At 71.0% G+C, this 24590-nt stretch carries 20 protein-coding genes; 1 reads left to right on the forward strand and 19 read right to left on the reverse strand.

What is annotated here, in order from left to right:
• Positions 1-23: 23 nt before the first annotated feature.
• The 14 genes from obgE to D458_RS0100195 all read right to left on the reverse strand — a co-directional run bounded on the left by obgE (position 24) and on the right by D458_RS0100195 (position 17718).
• Positions 24-1388 carry a GTPase ObgE gene (gene obgE / locus D458_RS0100130; protein ID WP_017584696.1) on the reverse strand — a complete coding sequence of 455 codons (1365 nt, stop codon included), beginning with the start codon at positions 1386-1388 and terminating at the stop codon, positions 24-26.
• Between the two features lie 136 nt (positions 1389-1524).
• Complete coding sequence (rpmA, locus tag D458_RS0100135) at positions 1525-1785, reverse strand: 50S ribosomal protein L27 (RefSeq protein ID WP_026118846.1); 261 nt, start codon at positions 1783-1785, stop codon at positions 1525-1527.
• A gap of 13 nt (positions 1786-1798) precedes the next feature.
• Positions 1799-2110, reverse strand: coding sequence for a 50S ribosomal protein L21 (rplU, locus tag D458_RS0100140; RefSeq protein WP_017584698.1), 312 nt, complete (start codon positions 2108-2110; stop codon positions 1799-1801).
• Between the two features lie 279 nt (positions 2111-2389).
• A complete protein-coding gene (locus tag D458_RS0100145; RefSeq protein ID WP_026118847.1) occupies positions 2390-5497 on the reverse strand; it encodes an Rne/Rng family ribonuclease in 3108 nt (1035 codons plus the stop codon).
• A 158-nt stretch (positions 5498-5655) separates the two neighbouring features.
• The gene (locus tag D458_RS0100150; protein WP_017584700.1) at positions 5656-6438 is read right to left on the reverse strand and encodes a TIGR03936 family radical SAM-associated protein; all 783 of its coding nucleotides are present in this window, start codon (positions 6436-6438) and stop codon (positions 5656-5658) included.
• 648 nt (positions 6439-7086) lie between these two features.
• A complete protein-coding gene (locus tag D458_RS0100155) occupies positions 7087-9030 on the reverse strand; it encodes a TIGR03960 family B12-binding radical SAM protein (protein ID WP_017584701.1) in 1944 nt (647 codons plus the stop codon).
• Between the two features lie 115 nt (positions 9031-9145).
• Positions 9146-10330 carry a rod shape-determining protein RodA gene (gene rodA / locus D458_RS0100160; protein ID WP_017584702.1) on the reverse strand — a complete coding sequence of 395 codons (1185 nt, stop codon included), beginning with the start codon at positions 10328-10330 and terminating at the stop codon, positions 9146-9148.
• Positions 10330-12462: a penicillin-binding protein 2 gene (gene mrdA / locus D458_RS0100165; RefSeq protein WP_017584703.1), complete on the reverse strand. Its 2133-nt coding sequence runs from the start codon at positions 12460-12462 to the stop codon at positions 10330-10332. Before mrdA ends, rodA begins: the two co-directional genes overlap by 1 nt.
• A 4-nt stretch (positions 12463-12466) precedes the next feature.
• On the reverse strand, positions 12467-13027 hold the full coding sequence (gene mreD / locus D458_RS0100170; RefSeq protein WP_017584704.1) for a rod shape-determining protein MreD: 561 nt from the start codon (positions 13025-13027) through the stop codon (positions 12467-12469).
• A complete protein-coding gene (mreC, locus tag D458_RS0100175; RefSeq protein ID WP_017584705.1) occupies positions 13024-13923 on the reverse strand; it encodes a rod shape-determining protein MreC in 900 nt (299 codons plus the stop codon). Before mreC ends, mreD begins: the two co-directional genes overlap by 4 nt.
• A 1-nt stretch (position 13924) precedes the next feature.
• Positions 13925-14959, reverse strand: a complete 1035-nt coding sequence (locus D458_RS0100180; RefSeq protein ID WP_026118848.1) for a rod shape-determining protein — start codon at positions 14957-14959, stop codon at positions 13925-13927.
• 272 nt (positions 14960-15231) lie between these two features.
• Positions 15232-15636, reverse strand: a complete 405-nt coding sequence (gene ndk / locus D458_RS0100185) for a nucleoside-diphosphate kinase (RefSeq protein ID WP_017584707.1) — start codon at positions 15634-15636, stop codon at positions 15232-15234.
• Positions 15637-15924: 288 nt separating this feature from the next.
• Complete coding sequence (locus D458_RS0100190; protein ID WP_051049549.1) at positions 15925-16332, reverse strand: DUF4233 domain-containing protein; 408 nt, start codon at positions 16330-16332, stop codon at positions 15925-15927.
• A 36-nt stretch (positions 16333-16368) separates the two neighbouring features.
• A complete protein-coding gene (locus tag D458_RS0100195; protein WP_017584709.1) occupies positions 16369-17718 on the reverse strand; it encodes a bifunctional folylpolyglutamate synthase/dihydrofolate synthase in 1350 nt (449 codons plus the stop codon).
• A 111-nt stretch (positions 17719-17829) separates the two neighbouring features.
• Here D458_RS0100195 and D458_RS0100200 point away from each other — a divergent pair, with 111 nt between their 5' ends.
• On the forward strand, positions 17830-19083 hold the full coding sequence (locus D458_RS0100200; RefSeq protein WP_026118849.1) for a folylpolyglutamate synthase/dihydrofolate synthase family protein: 1254 nt from the start codon (positions 17830-17832) through the stop codon (positions 19081-19083).
• Between the two features lie 73 nt (positions 19084-19156).
• Here D458_RS0100200 and D458_RS0100205 read toward each other — a convergent pair whose 3' ends face one another.
• From D458_RS0100205 to D458_RS0100225, 5 genes are all read right to left on the reverse strand, one after another.
• Positions 19157-19762 carry a response regulator transcription factor gene (locus D458_RS0100205; RefSeq protein ID WP_017584711.1) on the reverse strand — a complete coding sequence of 202 codons (606 nt, stop codon included), beginning with the start codon at positions 19760-19762 and terminating at the stop codon, positions 19157-19159.
• Positions 19759-21009, reverse strand: a complete 1251-nt coding sequence (locus D458_RS0100210; RefSeq protein WP_017584712.1) for a sensor histidine kinase — start codon at positions 21007-21009, stop codon at positions 19759-19761. Before D458_RS0100210 ends, D458_RS0100205 begins: the two co-directional genes overlap by 4 nt.
• Positions 21006-21953 (reverse strand): ABC transporter permease, encoded by a 948-nt coding sequence (locus D458_RS0100215; RefSeq protein ID WP_017584713.1) that lies wholly within the window; start codon positions 21951-21953, stop codon positions 21006-21008. The genes D458_RS0100210 and D458_RS0100215 overlap by 4 nt, the downstream gene beginning before the upstream one ends.
• Positions 21950-22960, reverse strand: coding sequence for an ABC transporter ATP-binding protein (locus tag D458_RS0100220; RefSeq protein ID WP_017584714.1), 1011 nt, complete (start codon positions 22958-22960; stop codon positions 21950-21952). The genes D458_RS0100215 and D458_RS0100220 overlap by 4 nt, the downstream gene beginning before the upstream one ends.
• A gap of 185 nt (positions 22961-23145) precedes the next feature.
• Entirely contained in the window at positions 23146-24510 is a 1365-nt protein-coding gene (locus D458_RS0100225; protein WP_017584715.1) for an LVIVD repeat-containing protein, read from the reverse strand.
• Positions 24511-24590: the final 80 nt, after the last annotated feature.

Below are 24590 nucleotides of genomic sequence, written 5' to 3' on the forward strand. Positions count from 1 at the left end.
GGAGCGGTCGGTCCCCGCGCGGGTCAGCCCAGCCGGGCGTCGGTTCCGCGCGGGCCGGACGGAACGGCCTCGGCGTCCATGGAGTTGTCCCAGTCGAAGACCACCGAGTCCTCCTCCGTACCGATGTGCACCTCGGCGCCCTGCGAGGCACCGGCCTTGGCCAGCGCCTCCTCGATACCGAGACGGTTGAGGCGCTCGGCGAGGTAGCCGACGGCCTCGTCGTTGGAGAAGTCGGTCTGGCGCACCCAGCGGGCGGGCTTGTCACCGCGCACCTGGAAGGCGTTGTCGCCGATCGGCACCACCTCGAAGGGAACGTCGCCGATCATCTTGGGCCGCAGCACGATGCGGGTGGGCTCCTCGACCGGGGCGGCCCGGCGGGCCGCGGAGACCTGCTCGCCCAGGGCGAAGGAGAGCTCGCGCAGGCCCTCACGGGAGGCCGCGGAGACCTCCATCACCTTGTAGCCGCGCTCCTCCAGGATGGGGGTGACCATGTCGGCGAGGTCGCGGGCCTCGGGGACGTCCACCTTGTTCAGGGCGACGATGCGCGGACGGTCGGACAGGTCCACCCCGGCCTGCTCGCCGTAGGCGGCCAGCTCGGCCTCCAGGGCGTCCAGGTCGCTGACCGGGTCCCGGCCCGGCTCGTAGGTGGCGCAGTCCAGGACGTGCAGCAGGGTGGAGCAGCGCTCGATGTGGCGCAGGAACTCCAGGCCCAGGCCCTTGCCGGCGCTCGCGCCGGGGATCAGGCCGGGCACGTCGGCGATGACGTACTGGGTGGTGCCCGCCTCCACCACGCCCAGGTTCGGGATGAGGGTGGTGAACGGGTAGTCGGCGATCTTGGGCCGGGCCGCGGACATCGCGGCGATCAGCGACGACTTTCCGGCGCTGGGGAAGCCCACCAGGCCGACGTCGGCGATGGTCTTCATCTCGAGGCGGATGTCGAAGGCCTCGCCCTCCTCGCCCTTGAGGGCGAAGCCGGGGGCCTTGCGCTTCTTGGAGGCCAGCGCGGCGTTGCCCAGGCCGCCGCTGCCGCCCTGGGCCAGCACCAGGCGGGTGCCGTGGCCGACCAGGTCGGCGATGACCTCTCCGTCGGCCCTGGTGACCACGGTGCCGTCGGGCACGGTCAGGACCAGGTCCTGTCCCTTGGCCCCGGCGCGGTGCCCGCCCTGACCGGGGGTGCCGTTCTGGGCGTTGCGGTGCGGGCGCCGCTGGTAGTCGAGCAGGGTCGCGGTCTGGCTGTCGACCTCCAGGACGACGTCGCCGCCCTGGCCGCCGTTGCCGCCGTCGGGACCGCCCAGCGGTTTGAACTTCTCGCGGTGCACGGAGGCACAGCCATGCCCGCCGTTCCCGGCCTTGACGTGCAAGACCGCCTCGTCGACGAAGTCAGGCATAGCTCTCCCCGTTACTCATGGGGCCCTCCGCCACCTGGCGGGGACCGGGTACTGCACACGTGTCAACAGTGACAACGCGAAGGGCGGGCCAGTGTTCCCTGGCCCGCCCCCGAAAAAACGCTGTTACCGGCGCGCCCTACTCAGCGGCGGCCGGAACGATGTTGACGGCCTTGCGGCCGCGGAAGCTGCCGAACTTGACCTCGCCGTCGACAAGCGCGAACAGCGTGTCGTCGCCGCCACGGCCGACGTTGGCACCGGGGTGGAACTTGGTGCCGCGCTGACGGATCAGGATCTCGCCGGCCGAAACGGACTGACCGCCGAAGCGCTTCACGCCGAGGCGCTGAGCGTTCGAGTCACGACCGTTACGGCTGGAAGAAGCGCCCTTCTTATGTGCCATTTCTCCAGGCCTCCTACTTCGCCGCGATGCCGGTGACGCGCACCTGGGTGTGCTTCTGGCGGTGCCCCTGGCGCTTCTTGTAACCGGTCTTGTTCTTGTACTTCATGATGTTGATCTTGGGGCCCTTGGTCTCGCCGAGGACCTCGGCGGTGACCGTGTAGCCACTCAGCTTGTCGGCCTCGCTGATGACGTCGTCACCATCGACGACAAGGATGGGCTGCCACGTAAGGGTGGCGCCGGTCTCGTCGGAGACCCTGTCGATGTTCAGGACGTCATCGACAGACACCTTCTCCTGTCGGCCGCCCGCTCGCACGATCGCGTACACCGGGTAACTCTCTTCCTGCTCGCTCAACGAATAATGCGCTCACTCATGACCGTGATGCCACGATCCACGAATCGCCTGTAGCGGGGCGCGGGGATCTGAGGGAAACAAACCCACCTTGGTGGAGAGCACTGCGGTCTCGGGGCGCGCGAACATTTGGGGCGCGCCGACGCACCGTCCATCAGATTACCACCGACCCGACACAGGCCCGCACACATGCCCTGGCCCGGACCTGTTCGTTACCAGGTCCGGACCAGGCTGCTGTCCCGCCCTTACCGCTGGTCAGCCGGCGTCGACCGCGGTGGACCCACCGGTCGGCGAGGTCACCGCCGCCTTGGTCCGCCGCGTCCGGCGGCGCTTGGGCCGCTCGGCGGCGCCGTCGGCGTCACCCTCGGTGGATGCGGGTGTCTCGGTGGCGTCGGTGTCCGAGGTCTCCTCGGCACCGCTCGCCTGCGCCTGCTCACCCTCACCGCTGTCGGCCTTGGCCGCCTTGCGGGTGCTGGTGCGCCTGCGGGTCCTCTTGGCCGGAGCCTCCTCGGCCGCGGGGGCCTCGGGCTGCTCCGGGGTCTGCTCGTCCTGCTTCGGCGCGGACTCCTCCGCCGCCTCCGCCGGCTCGACAGCCTTCTTCGCGCGGGAGGAGCGCTTGCGCGTCTTCTTCGCGGGAGCGGCCTGCTCCGTCTCGGGGGCCTCGGCCTCGGCGGTCTCGTCCTGGACGGCCTCGGTCGGCTCCTCCTCGGACTCGGCGGCCACCGGCTCCGCGGCCTTGCGGCTGCGGCTCTTCCTGGTGGCCTTCTCCGGCTTGTCGGCCTTCTCGGCCTTGTCCGCCTTCGCCTCGGGCTGGTCCGCGGCCTCCTCGGCCTCCACAGGACGGTCGTCGTCCTGCTTCTCGGCCTTGTCGGAGGACCGGTCGCCCGAGGTGTCGGAGTCGCCCTTGCCCTTCTTCTTCTTGCGACCGCCGGCGCTGCCGCCGCTCTTGTTCTCCACCGCTTCGGCGGAGATCAGCAGGCCGCGACCGCTGCAGTGGTCACAGGTGTGCGAGAAGGCCTCGAGCAGCCCCTGGCCGACCCGCTTGCGGGTCATCTGCACCAGGCCGAGCGAGGTGACCTCAGCCACCTGGTGCTTGGTCCGGTCCCGGGAGAGGCACTCCAGCATCCGGCGCAGCACCAGGTCCCGGTTGGACTCCAGCACCATGTCGATGAAGTCGATGACGATGATGCCGCCGATGTCGCGCAGGCGGAGCTGGCGGACGATCTCCTCGGCCGCCTCGAGGTTGTTCTTGGTGACCGTCTCCTCGAGGTTGCCGCCCTGACCGGTGAACTTGCCGGTGTTGACGTCGACCACGGTCATGGCCTCGGTGCGGTCGATGATCAGCGAACCGCCGCTGGGCAGGTACACCTTGCGCTCGAGCGCCTTGTTGATCTGCTCGTCGATCCGGTACGCGGAGAAGACGTCGCCGTCCTCGTCCCAGTGCGACAGGCGCTCGGCGAGGTTGGGCGCCACGTAGTCCACGTACTCGTGGACGGTGGTCCAGGCCTCGTCACCGGAGACGACCAGACTGGAGAAGTCCTCGTTGAACACGTCGCGCACCACGCGCACCGTCAGGTCCGGCTCGCTGTTGAGCAGGGACGGGGCGTTGGCCGACTTCGACTTGCGCTTGATCGACTCCCACTGCTTGGCGAGCCGGTTGATGTCGCGCTCGAGCTCCTCCTCGCTGGCGCCCTCGGCGGCCGTGCGCACGATCACACCGGCGCCGGAGGGCATCACCTTCTTGAGGATGGTCTTGAGGCGGGCGCGCTCCTTGTCCGGGAGCTTGCGGCTGATGCCGGTCATCGACCCGCCGGGCACGTACACCAGGTAGCGGCCGGGCAGACTGATCTGGCTGGTCAGCCGGGCGCCCTTGTGGCCGACCGGGTCCTTGGTGACCTGCACCAGGACCGACTGGCCGGACTTGAGCACCGACTCGATGCGCTTGGGCTGGTGGCCGTCCAGGCCGAAGGAGTCCCAGTTGACCTCGCCCGCGTACAGCACGGCGTTGCGGCCCTTGCCGATGTCGACGAAGGCGGCCTCCATCGACGGCAGCACGTTCTGCACCCGGCCCAGGTACACGTTGCCCACGTAGGAGCGGTGCGTGGCCCGGTCGACGTAGTGCTCCACGAGGATGTCGTCCTCGAGGACGGCGATCTGGGTGCGGTCACCGATCCGGCGCACGACCAGGTCGCGCTTGACCGCCTCGCGGCGGGCCAGGAACTCCGACTCGGTGACGATGGGCGCGCGGCGGCGGCCCTGCTCGCGCCCCTCGCGGCGGCGCTGCTTCTTGGCCTCCAGGCGGGTGGAACCGCGGACCGCCTGGACCTCGTTCTCGATGGGCCGTTCCTGGCGCGGCTCGCGCACCTTGACCACGGTGTTCGGCGGGTCGTCGTTGGTGGTCTCGCCACCCGAGCTCGAACGCCGGCGCCTGCGGCGGCGGCGACGGCTGCTGCCGCGCTCTCCGTCGTCGGAGTCGTCGTCGGACCCGTCGTCGGAGTCGTCCTCCTCGGCGACGGCCCGGTCGTCCTTCCGCCGGTCCTTGGCGGGGCTCTCCGCGGGCGCGGAATCGCTCGGGGCGTCCTCGTTCTCGCCGTCCTCACCACCGCGCGAACGGCCGCGGCCACGACCACCGCGACGGCGGCGGCGACGGCTGGGACGCTCGTCCGAACCCGTCTCCTCGGCAGGGTCCTCCGCGGACTCCTCGTCCTCGTCGGTCTCCTCCGGCTCGGGGTCGGCCTCGACGACCTGGTCCTTCTTGGGCCTGGTCTGCACGGGGGCGCTGGCGACCGGAGGCTGGAAGAGCATGCCGCCGGGTGGCTGGAAGACGGTGCCGCCGGGCTCGGCGGGGGCCGTCTCGGGCTCCTCCGCGGTTTCCGGGGCGGGCGCCTCGACGGTCTTGGCGGAGCGGCCGCGCGTCCTGCCGCGGGTACGGCTCCTGCCGCCGTCCTTCGAACCGGCGTCGGCCTCGGAGGCCTCCTCGGCCCCGGCCGGCTCGACGACCTCGGGAGCGGCCTCGCTCGCGGCCCGCGTACGGGTCCTGCGCGGCGAGGACGCGGCGGGCGCGTCGTCCGGGCGGCCCGCGGCGCGTACGGTGCGCTTGCGCGAGCTCGGGGTGGTCACCGAGGTCTTGACGGTGCCGCCCTCACCTGAACCGGCCAGTTTGGTGACCGGCATGGCAGGGGCGGAGAAGACGTCGTCGGGTTCGGGGGGTGGTCCTGCCGCGCGGCGAGCGCCCTTGGCCGGAGCGGGCGTGGTCACCCGCACCGCGCCGTCCCCCGAAGGGGGCGCCACCGCTTTGTTCTCGGTTGTTTCAGTTGTACCCGCGGTGCCTTCGGCACCGTTGTTGGGCTCGTTGTCGAGCATCCGGGCGGTCTCCCGTCAAAGCACTCGGGCGCACCGCGACCTCTCGGTCGGCAGCGCGGCTCACGAGAGCTGTCGTCGCTGTGTCAGCGCCGGCGGCACCGGTGTGCCTCCGGGGCAAAGTCCTGTGGTTTCGCCCATGTTCCCCACTTCGGGGCCGTTCATTTCGGCGGTCCCGATATGGGCGATGACGTCCGTGGTGCGCGGGTGCGTCGATCGTTCGTCTGGTCGCCCGCGGGTCCGGCGCTCCCTGTTTCGGGAGCTTCGGGTCGGTCCGCGTCGAACGGATCAGCGATCGCACCTGTCGCCTCGTCCAGTGGCCCCTGCGCCAGCCTGGTCATCGTCGGTGATGACGGCGGCGCGAGGTCGGCCAGTTGGCGAAGGCCGGTCAGCACGTCGTCCGGTCGTACAGCAGGTGTCGTGTGCCGTACGACCATTCGAAGTATGGCATATGTCGCGTGTCGCTCCCCTGGGACGCGCCCGTGGGGTCGGCTACACACGTCGATGCCGAGGACAGCCGGGCGGGTGTCGAAGCGGCGTCGGCCCTTCTTCGTCATCCGTTCCACCTCGACACTCTCGGCGGCCAGGTAGGCGGCCACCGCTCTGGCGGCGTCGTCGGGGTCGACGTCCACCATCTCCACGCGCCATCGGGAGGCCTGGAGCCGGTCGGCCAGACCCGGAGTGCGGGCCTCGACGACCTCGATCACGTCGATCCCGTCGGGCATGGCCGCGTCGATCGCGTCCCTGACCTGTTCGGGCCGGCGTTTCTCGGCCAGGGTGAGCTCAAGATACTCCGCCTCGCTGGCGACCCCGGTGGGGGCCGCGCCCGTGTAGGAGATCTTGGGGTGTGGTGAGAAGCCAGCGGAGAAGGCCACGGGTACCGAGGCCCTTCGCAGGGCTCTCTCCAGTGCCCGGGCGATGTCCCGGTGGCTCGCGAAGCGCATGCGTCCGCGTTTGGCGTAGCGGACACGCAGCCGTTGGCCGGGGTTGGCGGTGGAGGGTGAGGTGGTGCCCTCGTGTGCGGGGGGCAGCTCAACTCCTTTCCTCAGTGCCCCCTGAGTCCGGACCGGCTGTGGCGGCCCGCAGGGGCTGTTCCTCGTCCTGTTCAGCGTACGGTGCGCCGCAGTGCACATGCGCCAACAGGACTCGCGTACCGGTTACCTCCCCCGGGGACCACCGATCGAAAAGTCCCGACCGGCTCCGGACGGATGCTGAACCGGCATTCACCACCAGAACACGGGGGCCCGGAAAAAAAATCCAAAGAAATCCTGAATCCATGGCAACCCTGGGCTCACCCCGCGAGTCTTACTTCACGTACGGCCCGGCGCGAGCGGGGCGCCGGGCCGTACACCTTCTTCCCCGGACACTCCCCCGGGCTGAGACCAGCCCGGCGCGAGAAGCTCCCCTCGGTGCGACAGCACCACAGGGTCGAGCCACACGGCAGAGAGCGCCCGGAGCGCGAATCTTACTCTCTTTCCTCCTGAGGCACACGGTTTCACCCGTTTTTCGTCTACATCCGTGTGCCCGGACCTCTCACCCGCCGCTCCAGGACCGCTCCCCCGCCTCCTACCCGCGGGGGAGCCGGCCCCCGTCTACCGGTCGACCACGCTCAGAGGCAGCATGGGGCGCCCCTCGGCGGGGTCGTTGATCTGGATTTCGGTGCCCATAGTAGGACACACACCGCAGTCGTAGCAGGGGTTCCAGCGGCAGTCGTCGATCTCCAGGGACTCCTCGCCGTGCAACGAGTCCTGCCAGTCCTGCCAGAGCCAGGAGCGGTCCAGCCCGGCGTCCAGGTGGTCCCAGGGCAGGACCTCGTCCTCGTCGCGCTCGCGTGTGGTGAACCAGTCCACGTCCACCCCGGTCCCGGCCAGGCCGGTCTCGGCCGCCTTCATCCAGCGGTCGTAGGAGAAGTGCTCGCTCCAGCCGTCGAACCGGCCCCCCGCCCGCCAGACCTCCTCGACGACCCGGCCGACCCGGCGGTCGCCGCGGGACAGCAGCCCCTCCACGATGGACGGGCGGCCCTCGTGGTAGCGCAGACCGATGGACTTCCCGTACTTGCGGTCACCGCGGAGCTGGTTCCGGAGCTTGCGCAGGCGGGCGTCCACCGCCTCGTGCGAGGTCTGGGCCGCCCACTGGAACGGGGTCTGCGGCTTGGGGACGAACCCGCCGATGGACACCGTGCAGCGGATGTCCTTGCGCCCGGTCACCTCGCGGCCCGTGCGGATCACCTCGGTCGCCAGGTCGGCGATGGCCAGGACGTCCTCGTCCTCCTCGGTGGGCAGACCGCACATGAAGTAGAGCTTCACCTGGCGCCATCCCGCCTCGTAGGCGGCGGTGACGGTCCGGATGAGGTCCTCCTCGGTGACCATCTTGTTGATCACCCGGCGCATCCGCTCGCTGCCGCCCTCGGGGGCGAAGGTCAGCCCGGAGCGGCGGCCGTTGCGGGTGAGCTCGTTGGCCAGGTCGATGTTGAAGGCGTCCACCCGGGTGGAGGGCAGTGACAGCCCGGTGTTGGTGCCCTCGTAGTGGTCGGCGAGGTTCTTGGCGATGTCACCGATCTCGCTGTGGTCGGCGCTGGACAGCGAGAGCAGGCCGACCTCCTGGAAACCGGAGGCCTCCACCCCCTCCTCGACCATCTTCTGGACGGTCTCCTGGTTGCGCTCGCGCACCGGGCGGGTGATCATCCCGGCCTGGCAGAACCGGCAGCCCCGGGTGCAGCCGCGGAAGATCTCCACGCTGTAGCGCTCGTGCACGGACTCGGCCGTGGGCACGATGGGCTTCTTCGGGTACGGCCACTGGTCCAGGTCCATCACGGTGTGCTTCTGCACGGTGCCCGGGACCCCGGGGCGGTTGGGCGTGTACGCGGCGATCCTGCCGTCGTCGTGGTAGCTGACGTCGTAGAAGCGCGGCACGTACACCCCGCCGGTGGCGGCCAGGCGCAGCAGCAGGCCGTCGCGCCCGCCGGGTTCGCCCTCCTCCTTGAACTCGCGGATGATCTCGGTGACGGCGAGGGTGATCTCCTCGCCGTCGCCGAGGACCACGGCGTCCAGGAAGTCGGCGATGGGCTCGGGGTTGAAGGCGGAGTGCCCGCCCGCGAGGACGATCGGGTCCTGGTCGGTGCGGTCGGCGGAGCGCCGCGGGATGCCGGACAGGTCCAGCGCGGTGAGCATGTTGGTGTAGCCCATCTCGCTGGCGAAGCTGAGCCCGAGCACGTCGAAGGCGCGGATCGGCCGGTGGGCGTCGACCGTGAAGTGCGGGACGCCGTGCTCGCGCATCAGCCGTTCCATGTCCGACCAGACCGCGTAGGCGCGTTCGGCCAGCACGCCCTCGCGCTCGTTGAGGACCTCGTAGAGGATCTGCACGCCTTGGTTGGGCACGCCCACCTCGTAGGCGTCCGGGTACATCAGCGCCCAGCGCACGCTCGTGGAGTCCCAGTCCTTGACCACGGAGTTGAGTTCACCGCCCACGTACTGGATCGGCTTGCTCACCTGGGGAAGCAGGGCCTCGAGGCGCGGGAAGAGACTTTCGACGGACATGGTGTTGGCCTTCGATCGGCGGACATCGTGTCTGGCTGAGTCCCTCCAGGTTAGCGCCGGAACCGGTCCCCGGTCGCGTTGTCCACAGGCCCGGACCCAGGGAACGGCTCCGGGCTCAGAACTCGAAGCCGCGGTCCCGGGAGTTGACGCCCAGCACCAGACCGAGGGCGAGCATGTTGGCGACGATCGCGGTGCCGCCGTAGGACACGAACGGCAGCGGCAGCCCGGTCACCGGCAGGATGCCCAGCCCCATCCCGATGTTGATGAAGGCCTGGAACCCGAACCAGCTGGCCACACCCACGCACAGCAGCCGCGGGTACGGCAGGTCGCAGCCCTGGGCGATGCGCAGGATCCGCCAGATCACCACGGCGAACAGGATGATGATCGCCCCGGACCCGACGAACCCGAGCTCCTCCCCCGCCACCGTGAAGATGAAGTCGGTGTGCTGCTCGGGCACGAACCGGCCGTGGGTCTGCTCGCCCTGGAAGAGGCCCGTGCCGTCGAACCCGCCCGACCCCACGGCGATCAGCGCCTGCGCGGAGTTGTACCCCGCGCCCTGGGGATCGGCCGCCGGGTCCATCAGGGTGGCGATGCGGTCCACCTGGTAGGGCTCCAGCAGTTCGAACCACCACACGGCGAACGCCGCGGCCGCCCCGCTGGCCAGCATCCCGGCCACCCACACGACCGGGGCGCCGGACAGCGTGAGCATGCCCAGGAAGATCGCGCACAGGACCAGGCTGGTGCCGAGGTCGGGCTGGAGCATCACGAGCGCGAGCGGGACTGCCATCACCAGCAGGCAGAACAGCACGTCCCGGGTCATCGGCTTGGTCTCGCCGTCCCGGGGCTCCCCGAGCAGCGTGGCGAGCACCAGGATGAGGCCGACCTTGGCCAGCTCACTGGGCTGGAACTGGAAGCCGCCGAGCACGATCCACCCGCGCGAACCGTTGATCACCGCGCCCAGCGGGGTGAGGACCAGGACCAGGGCGACCACGCTGACCGCGTAGGCGATGGGCGCGTAGGCGCGCACCGTGCGGTAGTCCGTGGCGGCCAGGACCAGGCAGGCCACCAGGGCCACACCGAAGTGCGCCAGGTGGCGGACCAGGTGGTCGACGGACTCCAGGGGGTCGCCCCCGTCGCCCGGCAGCGTCGCCGACCAGACCAGCAGGGAGCCGATCGCCCCGAGTACCAGGACGGAGCCGATCAGGACCCAGTCCAGGCGCCGGGCTCCCCCCGCCGCCGAGGTGAGGGTCCGTCCGAGGTCGCGCTGCCGCCGGGGCGGCCCACCCATGTTCGTGATCATCAGGGCTCCAGCGTCTCGATGGAACCGTCCGAGCGGACGACCGGCAGTTCGGTGTGCGGCTTGCCGCCGGGCAGCAGCGGCTCGCCCTGTTCCACGTCCTCGGAGTCATCGGAGGAAGAGAGCCCGTAGATGCCCTCGTAGATCTCGCGGGCGATGGGCGCCGAGGTCTCACCGCCGGTGCCGCCCTGGGAGACCAGGACGACGACGGCGTACTGCGGGTCGTCGGCCGGCGCGTAGGAGGCGAACCAGGACGACACCTGGCGGCCCTGCCCGTCGGCGCTGCCGGTCTTGCCCGCCACCGACACCTTGTCCTGCGGGAAGCCGCTGAAGGCGCCGCCACCGGTACCGGAGGTGGTCACCTCGGTCAGGGCCTCCTGGAGGTACGCGAGGGTCTCGTCGCTGACCGGTACCTCGCCCTTGACCGTCGGCTCGATCGGCTCGACCGAGGAGCCGTCCGCGGAGACCATCGCCTTGGCCACGCGGGGTTCGTACAGCGTGCCGCCGTTGGCGATGGCCGCGTAGGCGGTGGCCAGCTGCAACGGGCTCACCAGGACGTCGCCCTGGCCGATCGCGAAGCTGACGGCCTCGTTGGCCCGCCACTCGAAGCCCTCCACGCAGTGCTCGTAGGCGAGGAGTTTCAGGTAGGCGGCCTGGGACGGGTCCCGCTCGGCGATCTCCGGGTAGCCCGTCTCGGCCCGCTCGCAGTTGCCCTCCCGGGTCTCCTCCCAGAAGGTGCGCTTCCACTCGCGGTCGGGGATGCGGCCGCCGGTCTCGTAGGGCAGGTCCACGCCGGTGGGCGAGCCGAATCCGTAGCCGCGGGCCATCTCGGCCATGGCCTCCTCGGGTTCGCCGTCGGGGTGGAGGCCGCCGTCCTTCTGCCACATCTGGTAGCCGAAGTTGTAGAACACGGTGTTGCAGGAGGCGATGATCGCCTGCTTCAGCGTGATGCTGCCCTGTCCGGCGCCCGCGTAGTTCTCGTAGCTCTGACCGGCCAGGGTGACCGAGCCGGGGCAGGCGTAGGTGCTGCGGAGCGGGTACCCGTTCTCGACCGCCGCGGACAGCGACGACACCTTGAAGGTGGAGCCGGGCGGGTAGGTGCCCTGGACGGCGCGCGAGAGCAGGGGCTCTCCGGCCTCCTCGCTGAGCATGGTGTCGAAGGTCTCCTGGTCGATGCCGCCGTCCCAGATGGCGGGGTCGTAGGTGGGCAGGCTGGCCATGGCGACGACCCCGCCGTTGGTGACGTCCAGGACGACGGCGGCGCCGGAGTCGGCCTTGTACTTGGGGCGGGCCCCCGCCATACCCTTGGCCAGGGCCCTCTCGGCGACCTTCTGGACGTTCATGTCCATGTGGGTGACCAGGTGCGTGCCGGCCTCGGGCGTGCGCTCGGAGATCACATCCATGATCTCGCCGTGGTTGTTCACGCCGAGGGTCCGCAGTCCCGCGTTGCCGCGCAGTTCCTTGTCGTAGACGGCTTCGAGGCCGTCGCGGCCCACCATGTCGATCCCGGTGAACTGGGTGCGCAGCTCCTCGCGCGCCTCCAGTTCCTCCTGGGTGACGGGCTGGAGGTAGCCGAGCATCTGTCCGGCGTGCTCCCCGTAGGGGTACTCGCGTACGGCCTGGGCCTGCGCGGTGATCCCGGGGAAGTCGTCGGCGCGCTCCATGATCTGGAGGGCGACGGGGCCGTCCACGTCCTCGGCGAGGGTCACGGGCTGGTAGGGCGATCCCGGCCAGCAGGGCCGCTGGACCTCGGGCCCGCACAGGCGCATGCGCTGCTGGAGTTCCTCCACGGGGACGTCGAGAACCTCGGAGAGGTCGGTCAGGACCGCCTCGCCTCCGTCCTTCATCCCCTGGAGCTCGTGATAGTCGGCCGAGACCATGAGTTCGGTCTTGTTGCTGACCACGATGCGGCCGCTGGAGTCGAGGATCTGTCCGCGGGTGGCCGGAACGACGAGTTCCTGGTGGTGGTTGGAGACGGCGAGCTCGCGGTAGTGGTCGGCCATCGGCACCTGGAGGTACCACAGGCGCCCCACGAGGGCGGCGAACAGGACCAGGACGAGGAACTGGGCGAGGAAGAGGCCGAACCGGCCCAGCCTGCGCCCGGGCAGCGCGGGATCGACGGGAGGCTTGCGCACCGGATCACCACCCGCCCGTCGAGGTCGGCCCCTGGATGGTGGCGAAGTCGCTCTCGGTGAGCAGGGAGCGCACCCACAGGACCGGCAGGGTGACCAGCGGTGCGGCCAGGGTGGTCAGCAGCGCGCCGACGGCGACGTTGACGCCGACAGCGGCGAGGGTGACGTGGGCGTCGCCCATCACGAAGCCGACGAACGCGTATCCCAGGCCCACTCCCACGGCGGTCACGGCGGTGACACCGACGGCGGCCCAGGCCGACACCCCCGCGCCCGCCGAGCCGCCCAGACCGGTGTTGGCGCGCAGCAGGGACAGGACGTAGGCGGCCAGGCACAGCACCAGGGCGTAGCGGCCCATCGGGTGTTCGGCCGGGGGCAGCACGTCCATGGCCAGCCCCGCCGCGAACCCGCATCCGGCGGCCGCGGCCGGGCTGGTGGTCAGGGCGACGGCGACGACCGCCGCGAGCACGAGATCGGGTCCGGGCCCCCATTCGAAGGGCACACGGTTGACGACGGTGGCCTGGGCGATGACCGCGACGGTCACCATGACCAGGGTCGCTGCGGCCCTCATTGGTCCCCCTCCGGTTCGGGCTTGGGCGGAAGCACGGAGTCGCGCGGATCCTCGGCGGGGCCGTCCACGACCACGCCCACCATGTCCAGGGACGCGAAGTCCACGGCCGGGGTGATGCGGGCGATCCGGCTCAGCGCGCCGGGCGCGACCTGGACCTCGTCGACGGTGCCGATGGGCACCCCGGGGACGAAGGGCGCACCGTCGTGCGAACCGAGCGTGACCACCCGGTCCCCCACCTCGATGGGCGCCTCCATGTCGAACAGCTCCAGGGTCAGGTCGGCCTCGGGGCCGCCCGGGACGCTGCCGCCGGTGATCGCACCGATCTTGCTGGTCTTCTCGAGCCGTGCCCCGACCGTGGAGTTGACGTCGGTGGCGAGTTTGACGGTGGCGGTCCGGGGCCCGGCCTCGATCACCCGGCCGACCAGGCCCGAGCCGTTGACGACGGTCATCTCGGGACGGATCCCGGAGTCGGTGCCCGCGTCGATGGTGACCGTGTGCGCGTAGCCCTGTGCTGTGGTGCGGGTGACGGCCTGGGCCGGGACGACCTCGTAGCCGCCCAGACCGGACAGGTGCAGGAGTGTGTCGAGCTGGTCCGCGCGGCCCTCGTCGAGGCGGGCCGCCTGCAGGTCCGCCTTCAGTTCGTCGTTGGCGGCCTCCAGCTCGGCGATGCGCTCGGCCGCCTCCGGCCCCTGGCTCACGCCTTCGTAGAGCCGGGCGGCGGGACCGGTGACCAGGCCGACGCCGGCCGCGGTGGGCGCGAAGACGAGTTCGCCGCCCCCGCGGGCGAGAGCGGTCACCGGGTTGTTCCCGGGCCGCGCGTCCAGAACGATCAGGACCACGGCCAGCACCACGAGCACGGCGAGGAACAGCCGGGACCGCGAGGAGTCGCGGAGCATGTCAGCGCCGCCGTTCCGGGACGAGGACCTGGTGCAGCCGCTCGTAGTTCTCCACACAGGTACCCGAGCCGACGGCGACCGAGTCGAGCGCGTTGTCGGCCACGTGGATGGGCATCCCCGTCTCGTGCAGGAGGCGGTCGTCGAGGCCGCGCAGCAGGGCTCCGCCGCCGGTGACCGCGACGCCCCGGTCCATGATGTCGCCGGACAGCTCGGGCGGGCACTTGTCGAGACTGGTGCGGACCGCGTCGATGATCGCGGTGACCGGCTCCTCGATGGCCTGGCGCACGTCGGACTCGGACAGGACGATGGTCTTGGGCAGGCCGCTGATGAGGTCGCGGCCGCGGACCTCGGCGTGGAGTTCCTCCGAGCCGGTCGGGTAGGCGGAGCCGATGGCCAGTTTGAGTTCCTCGGCGGTGCGCTCCCCGATCATCAGGGAGTACTCCTTCTTGATGAAGGTCATGATCGCCTGGTCGAGTTCGTCACCGCCCACCCGGATGGACTGGGAGGTGACGATGCCGCCCATGGAGATGACGGCGACCTCGGTGGTGCCGCCGCCGATGTCGACGACCATGTTGCCGGTGGGCTCGTGCACGGGGAGCCCGGCGCCGATGGCGGCGGCCATGGGCTCCTCGATGATGTACACCCGGCGCGCCCCGGCCTGGTACCCGGCCTCCTTGACCGCGCGGTGCTCGACCGAGGTGATGCCGCTCGGGACCGCGACGATGATGCGGGGTTTGGCGAAGTGGCGGCGCCGGTGGATCTTCTGGATGAAGTACCGCAGCATCCGCTCGGTGACCTCGAAGTCGGCGATGACGCCGTCCTTGAGGGGGCGGATGGCGGTGATGTTGGTCGGCGTGCGGCCGATCATCTGCTTGGCCTCGATACCGACCGCCACGATCTTGCCGGTCGAGGTGTTGAGCGCGACCACCGACGGCTCGTTCAGAACGATGCCGCGCCCACGTACGTACACGAGTGTGTTGGCGGTACCAAGGTCTACGGCCATGTCCCGGCCGAGAAATGCAAGGTTGTTCGGCATGTAACGTCCTCAGAGGCGCCGTGTCGGGCGTGGACGTGCGTCACGACCATACGTAGTCGTTACAGCACGATAGGTGTCCAGTCCCCCGTATCGTAACGGTCCGCACTTAGTCCGTTACGCAAACACACCGAATTGTTGCCTCGTCGGCGGACGAAAGGTGAGAAAAGAGTTGTGTCCCGGGGTGCGTACGCACCCCGGGACACCAAGCGTAGGGCTCGGAGAGCCACAGCGCCGTCGTATCGGCCGTCAGGTCGGCCTTCGGACCACGGCCCCTACAGGTCGGGGAAGAACAGCTTGATCTCGCGGTCGGCGGAGTAGGTGGAGTCCGAACCGTGCACGATGTTCTTCTGGACCTCCAGGGCGAAGTCGCCGCGGATGGTGCCGGGGGCGGCGGTGACCGGGTCGGTGGCACCGGCCAGGGCGCGGAAGGCCTCGATGGCGCGCTCGCCCTCGACCACCATGGCGACCAGCGGGCCGCCGGTGATGAACTCCACCAGCGAGTCGAAGAACGGACGCGAGGCGTGCTCCTCGTAGTGCGTCTTGGCGGTGTCCGCGTCGAGCGTGCGCAGCTCCATCGCGACCAGGTTCAGGCCCTTGCGCTCGATGCGCGAGATGACCTCGCCGACGATGTTGCGGCGGACACCGTCGGGCTTGATGAGAACGAGAGTGCGCTCCACGTGCGTTTCAACTCCTCACTGGGACCCCTCGCGTGGCGCACGCGGGCCTGGTTCGTGTTCCTTGGATCGTTTCGGGCTCGCGGTGTCCAAGTCACACTCTCCGGCGCCCGCGGTGGCGACCGCACGCGGTGGGGTGTACGGGTGTGTGCCCGGGGCTCGGGGACGAGACAAGGGGACGGTCCGCGGTACGCGACCGCTCGTCCGCCCGGACGTGCGTCACACTATCGCGTTTGACACGGGAGCGCGGTGGGCAGGGATTTCTGGCGCCGCCCACCGCTGCTTCGGTTCTCAGACCGACCGGGCGCCCTGAGCGGCCTCAGCGGTTTCGGAGGCCTCGGTGGCCTCCGCGGCCTCGGCCTCGGCCTCGGCGCGTGCGGCGTGCGCCGCACGGATCTCGTCGACCTTGCGGCCCGTGATCACGCCGGTGACCCACAGGGACACGAACACGATGGCGACCAGCGGGGCCCCGGTCACCAGGAACGAGGTGAACAGGAAGGCCGCCTGGAGGGCCCAGGCGGTGTAGTGGGCCCAGGAGTACTTCTGGAGTCCGGACAGCACCAGCGCGGCCAGGGCCATCCCGCCCCAGACGCCCCCGGCCAGGGCCGGGTCGGCCCCCTCCAGGTTGATGGCGATGGGGATCGCGAGGCCGATCACGACGGCCTCGAACACGAGGACTACGGCACAGAGTGTGCGCACGGCGGTTTCCCTTCGTCGGTGGGTCGTCTGTCCCGCTTACTCCTCGGTACCGCGCAGCAGGTGCACGGCGTCACCCGAGGTGACGACCGATCCGGTGACCAGCACACCGACGCCGCTGGACTCGCCGCCGGCCTCGGCCAGGCCTACTGCCCGGTCGATGGCCTCGTCGAGCCGGGCGACCTCGTGCACTCGGTCCTCACCGAAGATCTGCCGGGCGATGTCGGACAGGTGTGCCGGTTCGAGGGAACGCGGCGAGGAGTTGCGGGTGACCACGATCTCGTCGAGCAGTGGTTCCAGGGGCTCCAGGATCCCCTCGACGTCCTTGTCGGCCATGATCGCGAGCACGCCGATCAGCCGGGAGAAGGTGAAGGCCTCCTTGACGGCGGCGGCGGTGGCGGTCATTCCGGCCGGGTTGTGCGCGGCGTCGGCGATGACGGTCGGGCTGGTGCGCACGACCTCCATGCGACCCGGGGAATCGATCTCCGCCAGGGCCTCACCGACGATCACGGGATCGAGTCCGGTGGAGTTCTCGGCGGCGGAGAAGGCCTCCACGGCCGCGATGGCGACGGCGGCGTTGCCGGCCTGGTGCTCACCGAACAGTGGCAGGAAGAGGTCCTCGTAGGTCCCGGTGAGGCCCTTCACGGCGATCTGCTGACCGCCGACGGCCACCTCGCGGGAGGTGACTCCGAACTCCAGCCCCTCCCGGACCACGGTGGATCCGACCTCCTCGGCGTGCCGGAGCAGCTCCTCCGCGGCGGGCATCGGCTGCTGCGCCGACACGGTGACGGACTCGGGCTTGATGATGCCGGCCTTCTCCGCGGCGATGCCGTCGATGGTGTCGGGCAGGTAGTCGGTGTGGTCGATACCGATGGGCGTGATGACCGCGACGTCACCGTCGACGACGTTGGTGGCGTCCCAGGTGCCGCCCAGGCCGACCTCCACCACGGCGACGTCCACGGGGGCGTCGGCGAAGACGGCGTAGGCCATGACGGTGAGGATCTCGAAGAACGACAGCCGTGCGTCGTTCATGGAGTCGGCCATCTCGATGTAGGGCCGGATGTCGTCGTAGGCCTCGACGAACCGTTCCTCGGAGATCGGTTCGCCGTCGACGACGATGCGCTCGCGCACCGTTTGCAGGTGGGGACTGGTGTAGCGGCCCACACGCAGGCCGCGGACGCGCATCAGCGCGTCGATCATTCGGGCGGTGGACGTCTTGCCGTTGGTCCCGGTGACATGGATGACCCGGAAGTTGCGGTGCGGGTCGCCCAACAGGTCCAGGAGCGTTCGGACACGGTCCAGACGAGGGTCGATGTCATTTTCTGGTGCGCGGGAGAGGATCTCCGCGGTGACCTCGGCGTAGCGCTCGTCGGCGCTCGCGCCACTCACGGCGTCTCGGTGATCGGGGTGTACACCCGGGCCAGTGTACGCGGCCCCACCTGGGCACGGACTCCGGGTCGGCTGTGCAAAGCCCGACATGACCCGGACCATACTGTGGTCATGCCTAGCCTTGACCCGGTCGTCGACCCCTTCTTCTCCGAGTGGGCGAACCGCCGCCCAGGACAGAACCGGAGCCTGGGCCGCGCGGCCGCCCTCCTGTCCGAGCTGGACCTGGATCCCGCACCCGTCCCCGTACTCGGGGTGGTCGGTTCCAAGGGCAAGGGCAGCACGGCCACGTACGCGGCGGCCGCGCTGTCCGCCGCCGGACTGAGGACCGTACTGGTGACGGGGCCGAGTTTCCGGGGGTACCGGGAGCGTGTCCGGGTGGACGGGGTGTCCGTGACCGACGACGAGCTCCGTGCGCTGGGCGAGGCGGTCGGGGCGGCCCGCCGCGACCTCCCCGAGGCAGAGGGCTACCTGGCGCCGAGCGGCCTGTTCCTGGTCGCGGGGCTGCTCCACGCCCGTGCGATCGGCGCGGACGTCTGCGTGCTGGAGGCCGGGATGGGCGGCCACCGCGACGAGCTCCGCCTGATCGGCCCGGACGTGGTGGCGCTTGGCATGGTCTTTGCCGAGCACGTGGGGGTCCTTGGCGACACCGTTGCGGAGATCGCCCGCGAGAAGACCCGGGTGGCCGACCCCGAACGCACTCGGGCCCTGGTGACCCTGCCCCAGAGCGGTGAGGTGGCCCCGGTCGTCGCGGAGACCCTCGCCGAGGTCACCCGGGGCCGTGTGTCCCCCCGGGTCGTGGACCCCGCGACCGCGGCCGAACCCCCGGCGGACCTGCGCCCCTCCGGCCTGTCCGCCGCGTCCGGTGTCCTGGGCACCGCCGCCGCCACCCGCATGCTGGAGCTCCTCGGCAGGCCCGCGGCCGCCCCCGACCGCCTCCGCTCCGTCCTGGCGACCGTCGACCTGCCCGCCCGCCTGTCCCGGCACACCGTGCCCGGCTCGACCACCGAGGTCGTGGTGGACTCGGCCATCGACCGGGTCGGCGTGGCCGCCGCCCTGGCCCACGCCCGCGCCCTGTGGGGCGGCGTGGACCACGTACTGCTGTGCCTGCCCGACCACAAGGACGTCTCCGGAGCGGTCACCGCCTTGGAGGGCGTCTCCGTCACCTCGGTGCGCCTGCCCGAGGCCCACCTGCGCTTCGAGCACGCTCTGCCCGGCCACTGGCACCGGACCGACGCCGAGTCCCTGACCCCCGCGTCCGTCACCGCCCTCGGCGGGCGCGTCCTGGCCCTGGGCACGGTCTACTTCACCGGCCGCGTGCTGGAGGTCCTGGACGCTCCCACCGACCGCCTCTTCGACGCGGGCTGAGATCCGGGCGCCCTCACTGTCCGGATCACGGCCCGGCGCCGCCGGCCATCGGACCGGACCGGACGCCGGTGGTTCAGAGCCAGCCCATCTCCCTGGCGGTGTGCACTGCGCCGATGCGGTTCTCCGTGCCGGTCTTGGCCATGGCGGCGGACATGTGGTTGCGGACGGTGCCCTCGGCGATACGCAGGTTCCGGGCGATGCCGGTGACGCTCTCGCCCTTGGCGAGGGCGCGGAGGATCTCGGTCTCGCGGTCGGTGAGAGGGCTGACCCCGGCGGCCATGGCGGCGGTGGCGAGTTCGGGGTCGATGCGGTGTCCACCGGTGTGGACGGCGCGGATCGCCTGGGCCAGCTCGCCCACGGGGGCGTCCTTGTGCAGGAAGCCGCGGACCCCGGCTCCGACGGCGCGGCGCAGGTAGCCGGGACGGCCGAAGCTGGTCAGGACGACCACGGCACAGTCGGGAGAGGTCTCGGCGAGCTGTTCGGCGACCTCCAGACCGCTGGCTCCGGGCATGTCGATGTCCAGCACCGCCACGTCCGGGCGCAGTTCGGCGACCAGGGCCGCGGCCTCGTCACCGCGGGCGGCCTGGCCCACGACCTCCAGGTCGGGTTCCAGGTCCAGCAGGGCGGCGATCGCCCCGCGCACGAGGTTGGCGTCGTCGGCCAGGGCGACCCTGATCACGTGTCCTCCTGCTGTTCGGTGTCCGGGAGTCTCCCCACTTCGGTGGCCGGGAGACTGCCCGCGCGCGTCGGGAGCACCGCGCGGAGCTCGAACCGGCCCCGGTCGGCGTGGCCCGCGGTCAGGGTGCCCCCGGAGGCGGACACCCGCTGGGTCAGGCCGAGGATGCCACTCCCCCCGCCGCTCCCCCGGCCGGGCCCACCGGTCACGCCGTCGTTGCGGATCCGGAGGGTCGTCGCGGCCCCGTCCTCCTCCAGGAGGATCTCGCAGCGCCGGGCCCCGCTGTGCCGGACGACGTTGGTGACGCCCTCGCGGACCACCCAGGCGGCGGTGCCGCGCAGGTGTTCGGGGACCCGTTCGGCGTCCACCGTCACCGTCAGGCGGACGCCCGCCGCGGTGAGGACCTCGCGGGCGCCGTCCAGCTCCTCGGCGAGGTCGGCGTCACGGTAACCGCTGACCGTCGAGCGCACCTCGCGCAGCGCACGGCGGGCCTCACCCTGGACCACCCGCATCTCCTCGGCGGCGCGCCCGGGGTCGAGATCGGTGAGGCGGGCCGCGAGCTCGCTGCGCACCGCGATCCCGGAGAGGCTGTGGCCGAGCAGGTCGTGGATGTCGCGGGCGATGCGCACCCGCTCCTCGCTGGCGGCCAGCCGGGAACGGGCCCGCTGCCCGGCGACGACCTCGCGGGTCAGATCCCACAGCCGAAGGTTGATCCGGTTGCCCGCCAGCAGCGCCAGGGCGAGGACCAGGACCCCGAGCGTCCAGGTCGGTGACCGCTCGTCCCCGGTGACCAGAACGGCGTGCGCCCAGGGCAGGGCGAGCAGCGCCGCGCCCGAGAGGGCGCTCCACCGGCGCGGGAGGGCCAGTGCCGCCGTCCCCCACCACACGGCGGGCAGCACCTCCGCGGCCGCCCCGGGCAGCAGGATCCAGGTCGCGCCCGCGACCGCCGCGAAGGAGGCGGGGAACAGGACGGGAGAGCGCTCCCCCCTTTCCGGTGAACGCTCTCCGGCGGCCCGGGAGCGCTCTTCGGGGCTCAGGGCGTGGCGCAGCGTCATCCACAGGGTCAGCGCCGCCGCCACCGTGGCCAGCACGACCGCCGACGCCAGACCCCACGGTTCCGGACGGCCGCTCAGGTACCAGTGGAACGCCACCACGAAGGGCATCGGGAAAGCCATCCCGCACAGGCTGTACACGACCACCCAGCGCGCCCGGCGCAGCCGCTGGTCACCGGTGTCGGGCCCCTCGGTCACCTGCTCTCCCTCGGGTCCCAGCGGAAGAACCGGGTCAGGTAGGCGAACACGGCGGTCCAGACCGTGATGACCAGCAGCCCGGGCAGGGCCGCGGCCCACAGGTCCGCGCCGGCCAGGGCCTGGGACCCGTCTCCGCCACCGACGAAGTCACGGCCGAGGTAGGCAGCGGTGACGATCTCCACGCCCGCCGCGGCGGGCAGGTAGCGGGCGATCTCGGCGAGCCGGTCGGGCATGAGCTCCAGCGGCAGCATCAGCCCGCTCAGACCGTAGAACAGCATCAGGGGCAGGAAACAGAGCATCTGGGCGGACTCGGCGTTGCGGCACAGCCGGGTGAAGGCGATCGCGAACAGCGAGACGGCGACGGTCACCAGCAGGATCGGGAGCACCACCAGCACGGGGTCGACAGGGACGACTCCGAAGTGCCGGTACAGGACCGCTCCGATGAGCACGGAGACCACCGCGGTCACCAGGACCACCGACACGATGACCGCCCCGAACATCACCGCCGGAGCGGTCCCCGCCACGCGCAGGCGCTTGAGCACCAGCTGCTCCCGGCGGGCCGTCACGATGTTGCTGACGTGCATGATCGACAGGAACAGCGGGGCCATCATCAGCGCACCCACCGTGTAGTGGGCGCCCGCGTCCACCCCGGGGACGATCTCGGTCCCCTCCTGGGCGAGTCCCAGGAGTGCCAGGACCAGTGGGAACAGGGCGAAGTAGAGGGCCGTGCGGTAGCGCCGGAACAGGGTCGCCTCGGCGCGGGAGAACTCGTAGGTCTGGCGCAGGAGGCCGACCTGTCGGGGCCCGCGAACGTCCGTGGCCCCCACAGGGCCGGAGCGCACCGGGCGGCCGTCGTCCCTGGTGCTGCCGGGGGCGCCGGTACCGGTGGCGCTGCCGGCGCCGTGGTCGGTGCCGGCGGTACCGGCATTTCTGGCGGCGCTCATCGGCTGACACCTTCCGGAGTCGGGATCTCGTGTCCGTCGGCGACGTTGAGGAAGACGTCCTCCAGGGAGGCCCGGTGCAGGGCCAGTTCCTCCAGGCCGACCCGTTCCCGGTCCGCCCACGCGGTCAGAGCGGCCATCGCCCCGTGGGCGCGGTGGACCGGGTCGCCCTCGAGGACCGTGTAGGTGACGGCGCGGCGGCCGTCGGCCTCGACCGCCTCCACCTCGCTGTCCGGGAGCGCGGGCGGGGCCGGTGCCGTGGCGGGGGTTCGGAAGGTGATGCGGTCGCCCCAGCCGGCCAGGACCTCGGCCAGGCGGCCCTCCACCTCGATCCGGCCCCGGTGCATCAGGGCCAGCCGGTCGGCGAGCCGCTCGGCCTCCTCCAGGTAGTGGGTGGTGAGCAGGATGGCGACGCCCTCGGCGGCCAGGTCGGTGATCAGGTTCCAGGTGGACCTGCGGGCCTCGGGGTCCATGCCGGTGGTGGGTTCGTCGAGGAGGAGGACCTCGGGGCGGGTGACGACGGCCAGGGCCAGGTCCAGGCGGCGCTTCTGGCCGCCGGAGAGCTGGCGGACCCGCACCCCGGCCCGGTCGGCGAGGCCGACCCGGTCCAGGACCTCCTCCGTGCCGCGCGGCCGCGTGTGGACGCGGCGGGCGAGTCCGACGGTCTCGGCGACGGTGAGGTCGGCGAAGGTCCCGCTCTCCTGGAGGACCGCGTTGACCCGGCCGCGCAGCGCCCGCTGCTCCCGGCGCGGGTCCCGGCCGAAGAGGCGGACCGAACCGCCGACCGGGCGGCGGAATCCCTCCAGGGCCTCGATCGTGGTGGTCTTTCCCGCGCCGTTGGTGCCCAGGAGCGCGAAGAGCTCGCCGGGGGCGATGTCGAAGGAGACGCCCCGGACCGCTCGGAAGTCCCCGTAGGCGCACTCCAGGTCGCGGACCCGGACCACGGGGCCTTCGTGCTCCGGCCCGCCGGTGTCGTCCCCGGTCCGGTGTTGACGAGTCGTGGTGAACATGTCTCCAGGCTCTCCGACCCGCGCCCGTCGGACCATGCGCACGCGTCACCGGTCCGGGATGAGGGATGCCCGTACCGGACCATGACAGAACTCACGGGTGCCGCGGCCGGGGCGGGAACGGCCAAGGGCCGGGGAACGTGTCCCCGGCCCCTCGCACCGAAAATCAGCTGTTCACCGCGGGGTTCCTACCTGCCGGGACGGTAGACCGGCTGGGTCTGCGGGTTGAACTCGTCGTAGGTGACCTTCTCGGCCACGCGCAGACGCGGGTCCGTGAGCTTGAGGACGTCCAGGCCCCGCTCGATGTCGGAGGAGTACACGTAGCCGTTGTAGTAGTACGTCGACCAGGTGTCGTTGTCCTGGATGTCCGGGTCGATCCGGGAGTCGGCGTCGAAGTAGCCGATCTCGCGCGGGTTCTCCGGGTCCTTGAAGTCGATCACCGAGATGCCGCCCTGGTACCAGGACTGGACGAAGTAGTTCTTGCCCGGGACCGGGATGAGCGAGCCGTTGTGCGCCACGCAGACCTGATCGCCCTGGTGGCGGTCGATCTTGAAGTAGCTCGCGAACTCCAGCGTGGAGTCGGCGCCGTCGCCCTCGAGGGTGTAGATGGCGTTGGCTCCGCGCTCCGGGCCGATCTCCTCGGTGCAGGTGGGAGCGCCACCGCCGCCGAGCTCGTCGGTGAACAGCACCGTCTTGGCGTCGTTGGTGAACGTCGCCGAGTGCCAGAACGCGAAGTTCTCGTCCTGGACGACCTCGGTCACGACCGGGTTGACCGGGTCGGCGATGTCCATCAGGATCCCGTCGCCCATGCACGCGCCCGCGGCGAGGTCCTTGGACGGGAAGACCGTGATGTCGTGGCAGCCGGTGGTGGAGCGGTTCCCGCCGTCGGGGAAGAGCACCGGCTCGTTGGCCACCGCGGCCGAGGCCGGGTCGTCCAGCGGCACCTCGATGACCGAGATCTTGTCGTGCGGCGGCTGGCAGTTCGGGAAGCTGGCCGAGGGCGAGTACGAGGACACGTACACGTACTCGCGCTCCTCGTCACCGGGCACGAGGGTCAGCGTGTGTGAACCGCAGTCGGTGCGCACCGCCGACACGTACTGCGGGTCGGCCTTGTCCGAGATGTCGAAGACGCGGACGCCCTCGAACCCGTCCGGGTCCGTGGCGGACACGGAGGGCGCACCGCACTCGTCGCCGGCGCGCGGGTAGTCCACGGCGAAGTAGAGCAGGTCGCCGCTGACCGCCACGTCGCCCTGGCCGCCGGGGCACAGCACCTCGGAGACCACCTGGGGTGCCTCGGGCTCGGAGACGTCGTAGATGACGAAGCCGTCGTAGTTGCCGCCGATCGCGTAGTCACCCGTGAACGCCAGGTCCGAGTTGGTGTTGCTGACCGCCTCCGGTTTCGGGACGTTCGCGATGTGTTCGACGTTGTCGCTGGAGACAGCGTCGGAGGGGGGCGTGTCGGCGTGAGCCGTCGCCGGGCCGAGCAGCCCGGCGAGCAGGGCCGCGGCCGCGGCCGTCGCCAGCGCGGCGGCTCCGCGCGGGGAGGTGCGCATGGATCTCTCTTTCCTGTGGTGGGGGCGCCCCGGGGGATCCGGCCCCGGTGAGGGGGCCGGCGGGGCGTGGGGGACGGGGG

The organism is Nocardiopsis ganjiahuensis DSM 45031, from assembly GCF_000341085.1.
Taxonomy (GTDB): domain Bacteria; phylum Actinomycetota; class Actinomycetes; order Streptosporangiales; family Streptosporangiaceae; genus Nocardiopsis; species Nocardiopsis ganjiahuensis.

Bases quoted from the DNA above. Each gene is read 5' to 3' on its own strand.
- obgE (WP_017584696.1), bottom strand. From the start codon at position 1,388: ATGCCTGACTTCGTCGACGAGGCGGTCTTGCACGTCAAGGCCGGGAAC.
- rpmA (WP_026118846.1), bottom strand. From the start codon at position 1,785: ATGGCACATAAGAAGGGCGCTTCTTCCAGCCGTAACGGTCGTGACTCG.
- D458_RS0100145 (WP_026118847.1), bottom strand. From the start codon at position 5,497: ATGCTCGACAACGAGCCCAACAACGGTGCCGAAGGCACCGCGGGTACA.
- D458_RS0100150 (WP_017584700.1), bottom strand. From the start codon at position 6,438: ATGCGCTTCGCGAGCCACCGGGACATCGCCCGGGCACTGGAGAGAGCC.
- D458_RS0100155 (WP_017584701.1), bottom strand. From the start codon at position 9,030: ATGTCCGTCGAAAGTCTCTTCCCGCGCCTCGAGGCCCTGCTTCCCCAG.
- rodA (WP_017584702.1), bottom strand. From the start codon at position 10,330: ATGATCACGAACATGGGTGGGCCGCCCCGGCGGCAGCGCGACCTCGGA.
- mreD (WP_017584704.1), bottom strand. From the start codon at position 13,027: ATGAGGGCCGCAGCGACCCTGGTCATGGTGACCGTCGCGGTCATCGCC.
- mreC (WP_017584705.1), bottom strand. From the start codon at position 13,923: ATGCTCCGCGACTCCTCGCGGTCCCGGCTGTTCCTCGCCGTGCTCGTG.
- D458_RS0100180 (WP_026118848.1), bottom strand. From the start codon at position 14,959: ATGCCGAACAACCTTGCATTTCTCGGCCGGGACATGGCCGTAGACCTT.
- D458_RS0100200 (WP_026118849.1), top strand. From the start codon at position 17,830: ATGCCTAGCCTTGACCCGGTCGTCGACCCCTTCTTCTCCGAGTGGGCG.
- D458_RS0100215 (WP_017584713.1), bottom strand. From the start codon at position 21,953: ATGAGCGCCGCCAGAAATGCCGGTACCGCCGGCACCGACCACGGCGCC.
- D458_RS0100220 (WP_017584714.1), bottom strand. From the start codon at position 22,960: ATGTTCACCACGACTCGTCAACACCGGACCGGGGACGACACCGGCGGG.
- D458_RS0100225 (WP_017584715.1), bottom strand. From the start codon at position 24,510: ATGCGCACCTCCCCGCGCGGAGCCGCCGCGCTGGCGACGGCCGCGGCC.